General features: G+C 52.9%; 13 protein-coding genes and 1 pseudogene. 2 read left to right on the forward strand and 12 right to left on the reverse strand.

Features of this window, described 5'->3' with window-relative positions; all coding sequences use genetic code 11:
• Positions 1-4: 4 nt before the first annotated feature.
• The 6 genes from rlpA to GPJ68_RS06980 form a co-directional block, all read right to left on the reverse strand.
• Positions 5-1,114 carry an endolytic peptidoglycan transglycosylase RlpA gene (rlpA, locus tag GPJ68_RS06955; protein ID WP_047359497.1) on the reverse strand — a complete coding sequence of 370 codons (1,110 nt, stop codon included), beginning with the start codon at positions 1,112-1,114 and terminating at the stop codon, positions 5-7.
• 10 nt (positions 1,115-1,124) lie between these two features.
• Positions 1,125-2,237, reverse strand: coding sequence for a peptidoglycan glycosyltransferase MrdB (gene mrdB, locus GPJ68_RS06960; RefSeq protein WP_006685529.1), 1,113 nt, complete (start codon positions 2,235-2,237; stop codon positions 1,125-1,127).
• A 2-nt stretch (positions 2,238-2,239) separates the two neighbouring features.
• Positions 2,240-4,141 (reverse strand): peptidoglycan DD-transpeptidase MrdA, encoded by a 1,902-nt coding sequence (mrdA, locus tag GPJ68_RS06965; protein ID WP_016152233.1) that lies wholly within the window; start codon positions 4,139-4,141, stop codon positions 2,240-2,242.
• A 30-nt stretch (positions 4,142-4,171) separates the two neighbouring features.
• The gene (gene rlmH, locus GPJ68_RS06970) at positions 4,172-4,639 is read right to left on the reverse strand and encodes a 23S rRNA (pseudouridine(1915)-N(3))-methyltransferase RlmH (protein WP_003022725.1); all 468 of its coding nucleotides are present in this window, start codon (positions 4,637-4,639) and stop codon (positions 4,172-4,174) included.
• A gap of 3 nt (positions 4,640-4,642) precedes the next feature.
• Positions 4,643-4,960, reverse strand: a complete 318-nt coding sequence (rsfS, locus tag GPJ68_RS06975; protein WP_180837202.1) for a ribosome silencing factor — start codon at positions 4,958-4,960, stop codon at positions 4,643-4,645.
• A 254-nt stretch (positions 4,961-5,214) separates the two neighbouring features.
• The gene (locus GPJ68_RS06980) at positions 5,215-5,826 is read right to left on the reverse strand and encodes an adenosylcobalamin/alpha-ribazole phosphatase (protein WP_046274589.1); all 612 of its coding nucleotides are present in this window, start codon (positions 5,824-5,826) and stop codon (positions 5,215-5,217) included.
• Between the two features lie 96 nt (positions 5,827-5,922).
• Between GPJ68_RS06980 and cobD the strand changes: the two genes are divergently transcribed.
• Positions 5,923-7,017, forward strand: a complete 1,095-nt coding sequence (gene cobD, locus GPJ68_RS06985; protein WP_104651706.1) for a threonine-phosphate decarboxylase CobD — start codon at positions 5,923-5,925, stop codon at positions 7,015-7,017.
• Here the strand turns inward: cobD and nadD are convergent.
• Genes nadD through leuS form a run of 4 tightly spaced genes read right to left on the reverse strand, consistent with a single transcriptional unit; the run spans position 6,992 to position 11,856 of the window.
• Entirely contained in the window at positions 6,992-7,633 is a 642-nt protein-coding gene (gene nadD / locus GPJ68_RS06990) for a nicotinate-nucleotide adenylyltransferase (protein WP_049259746.1), read from the reverse strand. The two genes, cobD and nadD, sit on opposite strands and share 26 nt — an antisense overlap.
• A 1-nt stretch (position 7,634) precedes the next feature.
• On the reverse strand, positions 7,635-8,666 hold the full coding sequence (holA, locus tag GPJ68_RS06995; RefSeq protein WP_019076260.1) for a DNA polymerase III subunit delta: 1,032 nt from the start codon (positions 8,664-8,666) through the stop codon (positions 7,635-7,637).
• A complete protein-coding gene (gene lptE / locus GPJ68_RS07000; protein ID WP_016152238.1) occupies positions 8,666-9,259 on the reverse strand; it encodes an LPS assembly lipoprotein LptE in 594 nt (197 codons plus the stop codon). The genes holA and lptE overlap by 1 nt, the downstream gene beginning before the upstream one ends.
• 14 nt (positions 9,260-9,273) lie before the next feature.
• On the reverse strand, positions 9,274-11,856 hold the full coding sequence (gene leuS / locus GPJ68_RS07005) for a leucine--tRNA ligase (protein ID WP_016155970.1): 2,583 nt from the start codon (positions 11,854-11,856) through the stop codon (positions 9,274-9,276).
• A 235-nt stretch (positions 11,857-12,091) separates the two neighbouring features.
• Between leuS and GPJ68_RS07010 the strand changes: the two genes are divergently transcribed.
• Positions 12,092-12,574: a zinc ribbon-containing protein gene (locus tag GPJ68_RS07010; protein WP_003022748.1), complete on the forward strand. Its 483-nt coding sequence runs from the start codon at positions 12,092-12,094 to the stop codon at positions 12,572-12,574.
• A gap of 49 nt (positions 12,575-12,623) precedes the next feature.
• Here GPJ68_RS07010 and GPJ68_RS07015 read toward each other — a convergent pair.
• Both GPJ68_RS07015 and GPJ68_RS07020 read right to left on the reverse strand, forming a co-directional pair.
• Positions 12,624-12,815, reverse strand: a pseudogene (locus GPJ68_RS07015) (type VI secretion system tube protein Hcp); the annotation flags it as partial.
• Between the two features lie 194 nt (positions 12,816-13,009).
• Positions 13,010-13,315, reverse strand: a complete 306-nt coding sequence (locus GPJ68_RS07020; protein WP_172860558.1) for a hypothetical protein — start codon at positions 13,313-13,315, stop codon at positions 13,010-13,012.
• Positions 13,316-13,564: the final 249 nt, after the last annotated feature.

Raw genomic sequence — 13,564 nt, forward strand, 5'->3', positions numbered from 1 at the left:
GTTATTACACGCCGGTGATGAAGGACTGTAATTGCGCCTCGGATTGAAGACGCTGCTGCAATGTGGAGGCTTCGGCTTTGCTGGCAAACGGCCCCATCTGGATACGCCAGACTGCGCCGTTTTGTACCACCCGGCCAGGAACGCCAAACTGCTGGCTTAAACGCTTTTGATACTGCTGCGCGCGCGACTGCTCGCTGACTGCGCCAACCTGAACCACATAGCGTCCGTTGGCAGTTGCCGCAGGCGCAGGAGCTGTGACGGCGGCTGGTGTTGCTGCCGGCGCGGTTGACGTGACCGGTGCGGTGGTTGTCGATTGCGGCACCGGAGTCGGCTCGCTGCTTTCCAGCACGCCTGATGCGAGCGTGGTTGGCGCACCGAGGAATCCACTGCTGTTTACTGGCGCACCGGTTGGATCATCGCTTTTCAGCGTGGAATTACTGATCGGACGAATATCGCCTTGCGGCTGACCTGCATCTGATGGCGAAGGCATGCTTCCCATATTGCCGCCACCGCTTAAATCAGGACGCGCAGGCAAGGCATAAGTTTGTTTCGCGACCGTGGTACAAGCCATACCCGGTCCGGACAATGAACCATCCTGGGCGACGATGATTGGGTCGATACGCACTTTAGTGTTGTTGGAGGTGTTCAGACGATCGGCTGCGGCGCGCGAAAGTGAAATCACGCGATCGTTACCATAAGGCCCGCGATCGTTAATGCGCACGACGATCATCCTGCCGTTCGCCAGATTGGTAATTCTGGCATAGCTGGGGACTGGCAGCGTCGGATGCGCAGCGGTCAGCTGCATCGGATCGAACGCTTCGCCAGACGCGGTTAAGTTGCTTCCTGGTTCCGCATCATAGATAGCGGCAAGTCCGGCCTGGCTAAAGCGGGAGGGATCCTGCACGATTTTGTAGCTTTTACCATCACGCTGGTAGTCCTGATTCGCCGTTGGGTTCAGGGGTTCAAAGCGCGGATCGGCCCCGCTGATTTCAACAATCGGACCATTACACACCGCAGGCTGCGGCGCGACAGCAACCTGTTGCTGACCATCATCACTCGAACACGCCGCGAGCATTCCTGCTGCGATGCAGATACCAAGCCACTGCTTACGCATTGCGTACCCCTTACACGCTTTTCGACAACATTTTTCTATGGGTGTGGATCGACATAACAATCCCGAACCCGGCCATCAGCACGATAAGTGCCGAGCCTCCGTAACTGACCAGTGGGAGTGGAACCCCAACCACGGGCAGAATACCGCTCACCATACCAATATTTACGAAGACATAAACGAATAATATCAACATTAAGCCACCCGCCATGACGCGACCAAAGGTGGTTTGCGCGCGGGCAGCGATCCATAATCCGCGCATAATCAGCAAAATGTAGAGCGTCAACAGAATCAAGATCCCCACCAGACCCAGCTCTTCCGCTAAGACAGCAAAGATAAAGTCGGTGTGGCGTTCGGGTAAAAACTCAAGCTGCGACTGCGTACCATGCAGCCAGCCTTTACCGCGTAACCCACCGGAGCCAATAGCTATTTTAGACTGAATTATGTGATAACCCGCGCCCAGCGGATCGGTTTCCGGGTCGAGCAGCATCATGACGCGCTGACGCTGGTAATCATGCATCAAGAAGAACCACAGTATCGGGATAAACGCCGCGACCAGAACCACCGCAACGCCGATTAAGCGCCAGCTCAAACCAGAAAGGAACAAGACAAACAGACCGGAAAGTGCGACCAGAATTGAAGTGCCGAGGTCAGGTTGGGCGGCGACCAGCAGCGTGGGCATAAAAATCAGCACCAGCGCAATGGCGGTATTTTTTAGCGATGGTGGGCAAACGTCACGGTTAATAAAGCGCGCAACCATCAGCGGCACGGCGATTTTGGCAATTTCAGAAGGCTGAAAACGCACGATACCCAAATCCAGCCAGCGCTGCGCACCTTTGGAAATGGCGCCGAAGGCGTCTACCGCCACCAACAGAATGATGCAAAAGATATAGAGATAGGGCGCCCAGCCCTCATACACCCGAGGGGGAATTTGCGCCATCACTACCATGATGACCAGGCCCATTGCGATCTGGCCGACTTTGCGCTCCATCATCCCAATATCCTGGCCGCTGGCGCTCCAGATGACCAGTGAGCTGTAAACCAGCAGAGCCAGCAAAATAAGCAACATTGTGGGATCGATGTGGATTTTGTCCCAGAATGTTTTTTTGTTCGGATTATCCGTCACGATTATTGGTCCTCCGCTGCTGCAACCGCTGGGTTTTCCGCAGGCAGATTGGTGTTGTTGTCGCCCAACATAATATGGTCAAGGATCTGGCGCATAATGGTACCCACCGCCGGACCCGCACCACCGTTTTCAAGGATCATGGCGACAGCGACCTGGGGTTTATCATAGGGGGCGAAGGCCGTCATCAGCTTGTGGTCACGTAAACGCTCGGCGATCTTATGTGCGTTATAGGTTTCATTAGCTTTCAGGCCAAAGACCTGCGCGGTACCGGATTTCGCCGCAATTTTGTAAGGCGCGCCAGCAAAATACTTATGCGCAGTTCCGTTAGGGCGGTTCGCAACACCGTACATACCGTCTTTCGCGATTTCCCAGTAACCAGAATGAATATCGCCAACGGGCGGTTCGTGCGGCTGTACCCACGGCACCTGCTTGCCGTTTTCTGCCGTGCTCATCAGCAGATGCGGGACTTTTATCAAACCGTCGTTGATAAGGATCATCAGCGCTTTACTCATCTGGATTGGGGTTGCTGTCCAGTAACCCTGGCCGATGCCGACGGGAATGGTATCACCCTGATACCATGGCTTTTTAAACCGTTTTTGCTTCCACTCGCGGGTTGGCATATTGCCGGAGCGTTCTTCGGCAAGATCGATGCCCGTATATTTGCCGTAGCCAAATTTGCTCATCCACTCTGAAAGCCGGTCAATCCCCATATCATAGGCGATTTGATAGAAAAACGTATCCGCGGACTCTTCCAGAGAGCGGGTGATATTCAGATGGCCGTGCCCCCACTTTTTCCAGTCGCGGTAACGTTTTTCAGAGCCCGGTAGCTGCCACCAGCCCGGATCGAACAGGCCGGTATTGCGGGTGATGACGCCTGCGCTTAACGCAGAAACCGCAACGTAAGGTTTAACCGTCGAAGCAGGGGGGTAAACACCCTGTGTAGCGCGGTTAACCAAGGGGGTGTTCGGGTCATTGAGCAACCCGGAATAATCTTTACTGGAGATACCATCCACGAACAGATTCGGGTCGTAGCTCGGCATAGATACCAGCGCCAGAACGCCACCGGTACGCGGGTCGGTAACCACCACGGCGGCACGACTGCCCGCCAGCAACGTTTCAATATACTGCTGGAGTTTCAAATCAAGGGTGAGATAGATATCGTGCCCGGCCTGCGGCGCCACTTCTTTCAGCTGGCGAATGACGCGACCGCGGTTGTTTACTTCAACTTCTTCATACCCGGTCTGGCCGTGAAGCACGTCCTCATAATAGCGTTCAATACCCAGCTTGCCGATGTCATGCGTTGCCGCGTAGTTAGCCAGTTTGCCGTCTTTGTCCAGGCGGTCTACGTCTTTATCGTTGATCTTCGATACGTAGCCAATTACGTGGGTCAGCGCAGAGCCGTATGGGTAATAGCGGCGTTTATAGCCTTTAACTTCGACCCCAGGAAAGCGATATTGATTCACGGCAAAGCGTGCGACCTGAACTTCAGTCAGGTTGGTTTTTACCGGAATTGAGGTGAAACGGTGTGAACGGGCGCGCTCTTTTTTAAAGGCAGCAATATCGTCGTCCGTCAGGTCTACGACGTTACGCAGCGCGTCGAGGGTATCCTGAATGTTGTCTACCTTTTCCGGCATCATTTCTATCTGATAAATGGTGCGGTTAAGGGCGAGAGGAATTCCGTTGCGGTCATAAATGATGCCGCGACTCGGCGCGATAGGCACCAGTTTGATGCGGTTTTCGTTCGAACGGGTCTGATAATCAGTAAAGCGAACGATTTGCAGATTATAAAGGTTGGCGATCAGCACGCCAGTTAGCAGCAAAATCCCCAAAAAAGCGACCAGCGCCCGGCGCACAAACAGCGCGGACTCAGCCGAATAGTCGCGAAAAGAATTCTGTAGTTTCATCCGCTGCTTAATCTACTCAAGAATCAATGATCACTCACGGTGATAAGGATGGTTGGTGGTAATGCTCCACGCCCTGTACAGACTCTCCGCAACCAGAACCCGAACAAGAGGGTGTGGAAGGGTTAATGCAGAGAGTGACCAGCTTTGTTCCGCTGCGGCTTTACAGGCAGGAGAGAGACCTTCAGGCCCGCCAATTAACAGGCTGACGTCACGACCGTCCAGTTTCCAGCGCTCCAGTTCGGTCGCCAGCTGCGGCGTGTCCCAGGGTTTACCCGGGATATCAAGGGTGACGATGCGGTTTTTGCCTGCGGCAGCCAGCATCTGCTCACCCTCTTTGTCGAGAATGCGTTTGATGTCCGCGTTCTTGCCGCGCTTTCCTGCCGGGATTTCGATCAGCTCAAAGGGCATATCTTTCGGAAACCGACGGAGATACTCGGTAAATCCGGTTTGTACCCAGTCAGGCATTTTCGTACCCACAGCGACAAGTTGCAGCTTCACGCATTAACTCCAGAGTTTTTCCAGTTCATACAGGCGACGACTCTCTTCCTGCATCACGTGGACAATCACATCGCCGAGGTCAACGACGATCCAGTCAGCGACATTCTCGCCTTCCACGCCGAGCGGCAGCAGGCCAGCAGTGCGGGACTCCTGAACCACATGGTCTGCAATAGACATAACGTGACGGCTGGATGTACCGGTGAAGATAATCATGCAATCAGTGATGCTGGATTTGCCCTGAACGTCTAAGGCGATGATGTCTTGACCTTTCAGGTCATCAATTTTGTCGATTACAAAATCCTGGAGTGCTTTACCCTGCAAGTGTTCCCCCTGGGTGAAAAGAGTTAAAAACGTCCGTTAGTATACCTGAACCAGAGGCGATATCGGGACAAATGTCTCCGAATGCGCTTGTGAAGTGCGCTATCATCCCACCCCACGCCACAGAATGCATCGCCATTTTTGTAAAACAATTTCTGCAAAGCTCTGAAGGGCGGGAAAAGTCAGGCTGCGGAGAATAACAGCCTGTCATGGGGTGTCAATGGGAGAGAGGCCCTTCGGCATAAAAAACAGCGCTTTCACTCCCCGTCGCGCCATACGGCCCGGCTGTTAAGCACTTTCAGAACCGCAAAATCGTCACAAAAATCAATTGCGCTCCAGCAGCCTTGTTCGACGCGGAAATGCCACATTGCCGCAGCGGGCATGGACAGCAGACGGGCGATCAACACGCTCAGCACGCCTTGATGACTCACCACCAGCAGATTTTGGCACGCTTTATAATCAGCAAGCTGGGCAATGAAACGTTCCACTCGCTGGGAAAACGCCTGAAAACCTTCGCCATTGGTGGGCGTCGCATTCTGCCAGTCGTTACACCATACGGCGTAATTTTCGGCGTCTTCGCGCGCCAGATCGCGATGGTGACGCATTTCCCAGTCACCAAAAAACATCTCATTAAGCTCAGGCATGTTGCGCACAGGAACTTCACGTTCTGCCAGAATCAACTGCGTTGTATGGCGGGCGCGTTCCAGTTCGCTGCACAGAACGTTGTCGACAGGGACATTGCGTAACAGCGTACCCAGCGTTTGTGCCTGAGCGATCCCCCGTTCCGTTAGCGGTGTGGGGGCGTGGCCGCTATATAAACCAGCGACATTGGCTTCGGTTTCGCCATGACGTACTAACCAGAGTCTCATGTTTTCCTCGTGAGGCTATTCGCACAAAATATGATGTTTGCCCTGATTGCGCAGTGATTTTTCACTAAAATACCCTTTTTTACGTGGAGCGGCACGATGTCTTTATTGAAGAGCGCACATGGCGGTAACACCCGAGAAGCCGCCGAATTGTTGGGCATCTTGCCTGAACAGTTGCTGGATTTTAGCGCGAATATTAACCCGCTGGGTATGCCGGTAAGTTTAAAACGGGCGATTATCGACAATCTGGACTGCACGGAGCGTTACCCGGATGTCGATTACGCGCAACTGCATGCCGCGCTGGCGGAGCATCATCAAATTCCGTCCTCGTGGATCCTGGCCGGGAACGGTGAAACCGAATCCATTTTTACCCTGGTGCATGGCCTGAAGCCACGCCACGCGATGATCGTGACGCCTGGGTTTGCGGAATATCGTCGGGCGCTGCAATGGGGAGACTGTACGATCCATGAGTTTGCGCTGTGCGAAGAAGATGGCTGGCAGCTTACCGATGCGATCCTCGATGCGTTAACGCCTGAGCTGGACTGCCTGTTTCTCTGTACGCCCAATAATCCCACCGGGTTGTTGCCCGAAACCCGCCTGCTGCGTGAAATTGCCACGCGTTGTGAGTCGCTGGGGATCGCCCTGATCCTTGATGAAGCGTTTATCGATTTTATTGCCAAGGAGTCGGGGTTTATCCCGTTACTGCACAAGAACCCGCATATTTGGGTGCTGCGTTCGCTCACCAAGTTTTATGCGATCCCGGGACTGCGCCTGGGGTATCTGGTCAACAGTAACGAACAGGCGGTTGCACAGATGCGCAACCAACAAATGCCGTGGTCAATTAATGCGTTTGCTGCCCTGGCAGGCGAGATTATCTTACGCGATAGCGCATATCAGCGGGCGACGTGGAAATGGCTGGAACAAGAGGGGGAGCGGTTTGATCAACAACTGCAAGATCTGCCCGGCCTGACGGCGTATCCCGGCCGGGCAAATTATCGTTTATTACGCTGCGATCGTGCGGATATTGATCTGCAACTTGCGTTGCTGAAACAGCATGTCTTGATTCGCAGTTGCGCCAATTATCCGGGGCTGGATGCGCGCTATTATCGGGTAGCCGTTCGCAGCCAGGAAGAGAATAACCGCCTGCTGACGGCCTTACGCAAGGCGCTTAGCGGTACAGTCCCTGTTGATTGATATAGTCAAGCACCGCGTCTGGCATCAGGTCGTCGCACGGCTCGCCCTTTTCCAGGCGCTCACGGATGAGCGTGGCAGAGATGTTAAACCACGGCGTTTCGGCCAGGTAAATTTTCCCGCAAGGCAGGTTGTGCAGGTCATCTGCTGAATGGGTCAGATGATCCTCCAGCCATTGCTGGTGTTTTTCCTGTGCCATTTCGAGTGGATAGCCCGGACGTCGGCACACGATGAGGTGGGTATTACCCAGAATCGTGTGGTAGTCATGCCAGGAAGGGAAGGTAAGCAGCGAATCCTGACCAATGATAAACGCTAATGGCACGTTCGGGCCTTGCTCCTCGCGCCACTCTTTTAGCGTTTGCGCGGTGTAGGAGGCGGTATCGCGTTTCAGCTCGCGTTCATCCAGGGAAAACAGCGGCTTATCAGCAATGGCCAGTTCAACCATACGCTTACGTTGCTCAGCGGACGCTTCGGGCTGCGCACGATGTGGCGGCACGTTATTGGGCATGATGATGACCCGGGAAAGGCCAATCAGATTCGCCAGAATTTCAACCGGTTTAAGATGACCGTAATGCACCGGATCAAAGGTGCCACCGAACAGAGCCTGCAATGATTTCATATCAACCATCAATAAAAACATCGGCCAGCGATTTATGACAGAGCAAAAGGGAAAGCCCCTCTAGTTCCGCCCACACTGACTGACCATAGTCTTGTTTAAGCGTAATTTCCGTACGCGTTAAAAGCGTAACAGCCTGACGCAGTTGCGCCGGGTTCAGCCGGTTTAACGCATCTCCCATCATGCCCCGGCGATTTTGCCACACCCGGTGTTTATCAAACAACGTGCGCAAAGGCGTATGGGCCGACTGCCGTTTTAAGTTAACCAGCAACAGCAACTCACGCTGGATCGTACGCAGCAAAATAACCGGCTCGCTACCTTCCAGGCGTAGCTGCTGCAGAATGTGCAGCGCGCGTTTGCTTTTGCCCATTAGCAGCGCATCTACCCAGTGGAATGGGGTAAAGTGCGCGGCATCGTTAACCGCTTTCTCCACGCGAGGCAGCGTTAGTTTGCCGTCAGGCCAAAGCAACGCTAATCGTTCCAGCGCTTGCGCCAGTGCTAACAAATTACCTTCATAGCAATAGCACAAAAGCTGATTGGCTGCGTCATCCAGTTGCAGGTTGTTAAGTTTCGCCCTGGCGGCAACCCAGCGAGGAAGCTGTGCTTGTTCCGGCGTCTGGCAGCTTACCTGAACCGCGTTATTTGCAAGCCCCGTATACCATGCGGCGTTTTCCTGTGCCCTGGTGAGTTTGTTGCCGCGAACTATCAGCAGCAGATCGTCATGTAACAGAGTGACGAGTGACGCGAGCTGTTCATTAATGGCGGCATTAGGGCCATTTTCAGGCAACTGCAGAAGCAGGGTTTGACGGCTGGCAAACAGGCTCATCGCCTGGCAGAGTGAAAAAATCTCTCCCCAGTCGGTGCTGTTGTCCAGAGTGAAGGCGTGGTGTTCTTCGAATCCTTGCGTTGCGGCAGCCTGACGGATGGCATCCTGGCTTTCCTGCAATAAGAGGGGATCGTTGCCCAAGAGTAAATACGCCGCGCGCAGCCCTTCATTGAGCTGTGCGCGGAGTTGTTCAGGGTACAACTTGAGCATCAGTTACCCAGCGTGGTGGAGACACGCGCCGGAGATGACGCAGGCGCTGCGGTTTTATTCACCGCAGGCTCAGCATCAGCATTGGATGACTGAGTATCGGCCAGATGTACGCTTGGCAGCTTACGAATCAACTGTTCAGCCGCTTTGTCATACATCTCTTTTATGATCATGTCCTGCTCGTTATCCTTCGCCAGCGCAGCCTGTGGGTTGTCAAAGAACGAACGATAAACTTTGGCGCTGATTGGGTAAATATCATGACCTGGAATCAGCACAGTAGCACTTACGGACATCACCATCTGGTATTCAGCCGTTTGACCGTTCTGGAATACCGATGCCGTATCTTGCGAAAGGCTGACCGCACCCAGACGTAAGGACGTCACATCTTTACGCATGGTACCGTCTTCAAGCAGCGTAACGCCGTTCAGACGCAGCTGATTACGCACCGCGCGGCTTAACGGGCCGTTCGGATCGCCAGAGTTCAGGATCATGGTTTTCATTGAGGGTGGAACCTGCGTAGTACTACGCAGATGCCAGCCACACCCGGCGGTGACAAGCACCGCCAGCGATAACAACAATGTTGTCAGAAGTCGCACGCTTCCTCCCGCGCTTAGCCAACGACCAGATTGAGGAGTTTACCCGGTACATAAATCACTTTACGTACGGTAACGCCATCAAGATATTTTGCCACCAGATGCTCCTGGCCAGCACGTTCACGAACCTGCTCTTCAGTGGCGTTTACCGGAACGGTGATTTTGCCACGTACTTTGCCGTTTACCTGAACCACAACCAGCGTTGAGTCTTCAACCATTGCTGCTTCGTCCGCCACCGGCCACGGCGCGTTGTCGATATCGCCTTCGCCTTTCAGCGCCTGCCACAGGGTGAAGCAAACGTGTGGGGTGAACGGGTTAAGCATGCGTACAACAGCCAGCAATGCTTCCTGCATCAGGGCTCTGTCCTGCTCGTCTGCCTGCGGTGCTTTCGCCAGCTTGTTCATCAGCTCCATAATCGCCGCAATCGCGGTGTTAAAGGTCTGACGACGACCGATATCATCGGTGACTTTAGCAATGGTTTTATGCACGTCGCGACGCAGCGCTTTTTGATCTTCGCTCAACACATCAACGTTCAGGGCAGCAACATCTCCCTGGGACGTATGTTCGTAAACCAGTTTCCAGACACGTTTCAGGAAGCGGTTCGCCCCTTCAACGCCGGACTCCTGCCATTCCAGCGTCATATCAGCCGGAGAAGCGAACATCATGAACAGACGTACGGTGTCGGCGCCGTAGCGTTCAACCATGACCTGCGGGTCGATACCGTTATTTTTCGACTTGGACATCTTGCTCATGCCGGTATACACCAGTTCATGGCCTTCTGCGTCCTTAGCCTTAACGATACGACCTTTTTCGTCACGCTCAACGATGGCATCAACCGGAGAAACCCAGTTACGTTCGCCGTTGGCGCCAACGTAGTAGAACGCATCGGCCAGAACCATCCCCTGACACAGCAGCTGTTTAGCTGGTTCATCAGAGTTGACCATGCCTGCGTCGCGCATCAGTTTGTGGAAGAAGCGGAAGTAGAGCAGGTGCATGATGGCGTGTTCAATACCGCCAATGTAGATATCAACCGGCAGCCAGTAGTTCGCCGCGTCGGAATCCAGCATACCTTCCTGATACTGCGGGCAGGTGTAGCGCGCGTAGTACCAGGACGACTCCATAAAGGTATCGAAGGTGTCAGTTTCACGCAGCGCAGGCATACCGTTAACGGTGGTTTTCGCCCACTCCGGATCGGCTTTGATTGGGCTGGTAATGCCGTCCATGACTACGTCTTCCGGCAAAATAACCGGCAGTTGGTCTTCTGGCGTTGGCAGGACGGTACCGTCTTCCAGCGTCACCATCGGAATCGGCGCGCCCCAGTAACGCTGACGGGAAACACCCCAGTCACGCAGACGATAGTTAACTTTACGCTCACCCACGCCTTTAGCTACCAGCTTGTCAGCAATGGCGTTGAAGGCCGCTTCGAAGTCGAGGCCGTCAAACTCACCGGAGTTAAACAGCACGCCTTTTTCAGTCAGCGCTTGTTCAGACAGATCCGGCTCTGCGCCTTCAGCGGTCAGAATTACCGGCTTGATGGTCAGGCCATATTTGGTCGCAAATTCGTAATCGCGCTGATCGTGACCCGGAACGGCCATAACTGCGCCTGTACCGTATTCCATCAGCACGAAGTTTGCCGCCCAAACCGGGATCTCTTCGCCAGTCAGCGGGTGAACGGCTTTGAAACCAGTGTCGACGCCTTTCTTCTCCATGGTCGCCATTTCGGCTTCAGCAACCTTGGTGTTGCGGCATTCGTCAATGAAGGCAGCCAGTTCTGGGTTATTTTCAGCGGCTTTCTGCGCCAGCGGATGACCTGCAGCAACGGCCAGGTAGGTCGCACCCATAAAGGTGTCCGGGCGTGTGGTGTAGACGGTCAGCGTGTTGTCGTAACCGTTCACATCGAAGGTGATTTCCACGCCTTCAGAGCGGCCAATCCAGTTGCGCTGCATCGTTTTCACGGTGTCAGGCCAGTGATCCAGATTATCCAGGTCGCGCAGCAGTTCGTCAGCGTAAGCGGTGATTTTGATGAACCACTGCGGGATCTCTTTACGCTCAACTTTGGTATCGCAACGCCAGCAGCAGCCGTCGATAACCTGTTCGTTCGCCAGTACGGTCTGGTCGTTTGGGCACCAGTTAACGGCAGACGTTTTCTTGTACACCAGCCCTTTTTTGTACAGCTCGGTGAAGAACTTCTGTTCCCAGCGGTAGTATTCCGGGGTGCAGGTCGCCAGCTCACGGCTCCAGTCGTAACCGAAACCCAGCATTTTGAGCTGGTTTTTCATGTATGCAATGTTGTCATACGTCCACGGTGCCGGGGCGGTGTTGTTTTTAACCGCAGCGCCTTCGGCAGGCAGGCCGAACGCATCCCAGCCAATTGGCTGAAGTACGTTTTTGCCCAGCATACGCTGATAGCGAGCGATCACGTCACCGATGGTGTAGTTACGTACGTGGCCCATGTGTAGTCGACCAGAAGGATAGGGAAGCATAGACAGGCAGTAATACTTCTCTTTGCTCTCGTCTTCGGTAACTTCAAATGTGCGCTTCTCATCCCAGTGAAGCTGTACTTTGGATTCTATCTCTTCCGGGCGGTATTGCTCTTGCATGGCAGCCAGTGGTCCTGTTTTCAATACAGCTACAAACGTAGCTCTAGATGTGGTGTTTTAGATCCGCATAGCATAGCCCAAACGCCCGCGCCAAAACAGCCTTTCGCGCATTCAACGTTGAATTCCCGTAAGGATAATTCTTGCACGAATTTACACACTCTGTGGACAGTCTTGCAAAGCGTAGCGTAAATAACGTCTATTATTATAGACAGTTAACGACCCAGGAGGCGAAGCGATGAACAAGGTTGCTCAATATTACCGTGAACTGGTGGCTTCACTGAGTGAACGCCTGCGTAATGGCGAACGCGATATTGATGCGTTGGTGGAACAGGCGCGTCAGCGCGTTATGCAGACCGGGGAGTTAACGCGCACCGAGGTGGAAGAGCTCACCCGGGCCGTCAGACGCGACCTGGAAGAGTTTGCTCTGAGCTATGAAGAAAGCCTCGATGAGGAGACCGACAGCGTCTTTATGCGGGTAATCAAAGAGAGTATCTGGCAGGAACTGGCCGATATTACCGATAAAACGCAGCTCGAATGGCGCGAAGTGTTCCAGGACCTCAGCCATCACGGGGTTTATCACAGCGGCGAGGTGGTCGGGTTGGGCAACCTGGTGTGCGAGAAGTGCCACTTCCATTTAGCGGTGTACACTCCTGATGTGCTGCCGCTATGCCCGAAATGCGGACACGATCAGTTCCAGCGTCGACCGTTTGAGCCGTGATTTTCACCTGAGAGCCGCTAACGCGGCTCTGTGAGGGATTGCGAATGTGTTACGCCACAACGCGTTGATTCCAGGCATCCGTATAGATGATATTTCCATCGCAATGCTTCCATGTGATGCTTTCATAGCGTAGTAGAATGGTTTCAAGATGTGTCCCGGTTGAAGCTCCAGGATAAAGATCTGCGGTAATGGATGTGATTTTCACATTGTTTAGAATGATATTAAAATACTCCTTTTCCATATAAATATATAATATTGGGTTATTTGAATTTTTCGAATTTTTCTGTAATGAACGGATAAAACCAAAAAATAGCAATAATACTGATGAGCATTAGCTCCCACCAGTATTCAGGAAATAAATATAACCAGAGCACGGCAAAAACTATCAAGATTGCTGGGAGTACAAGGTTATATAGTACAACTGATGTTAGACTCTTAAACATCGAATCTTTCCATGATTTCGTCGGCAAGCTGATCGAGGTTAGAATAGACACCATCATGAACTTTCTGAATTATTTCTGAAAGAGCTGGCTCAACGAAGTAATAGAGCATCTCCAGCTTTGCTTGGTAAAGAATCCAATAATAACTTGGATCTATTGCTTTCTGTGCCCGGGCTGCCATAGCTGCTTTTTGCTGAAACCCATAGACCTGCAGAAGATAAACGCCAACTGGCATTTTACCAGCCAGTTTTCGCGCAACGGCTTTTGACAGAAACGCTGACTGTGCAATAGCTTCCGCCATAGCTGAGGCTACAGTAAACCGTGTACATCGTATTTGTGAATCCATTCTCAATATATATAGATAACTGCCTGTCATTCTGAAATCTTACCCTGAGATAATCTGAAGCATTCATTCAATGTTCCTCTGATTTGTTGTGCCGGATGTTGCATGATACATTAATCTGCTGGGGGATTTATTCAGTATTACCTGACAAATTAATGAAGTAACGCAGTATTCACGTTCGCTATTAGCTAACAGTAAAATCGCTAT

This window comes from Citrobacter sp. 172116965 (assembly GCF_013458095.1).
GTDB classification, from domain to species: domain Bacteria; phylum Pseudomonadota; class Gammaproteobacteria; order Enterobacterales; family Enterobacteriaceae; genus Citrobacter; species Citrobacter braakii.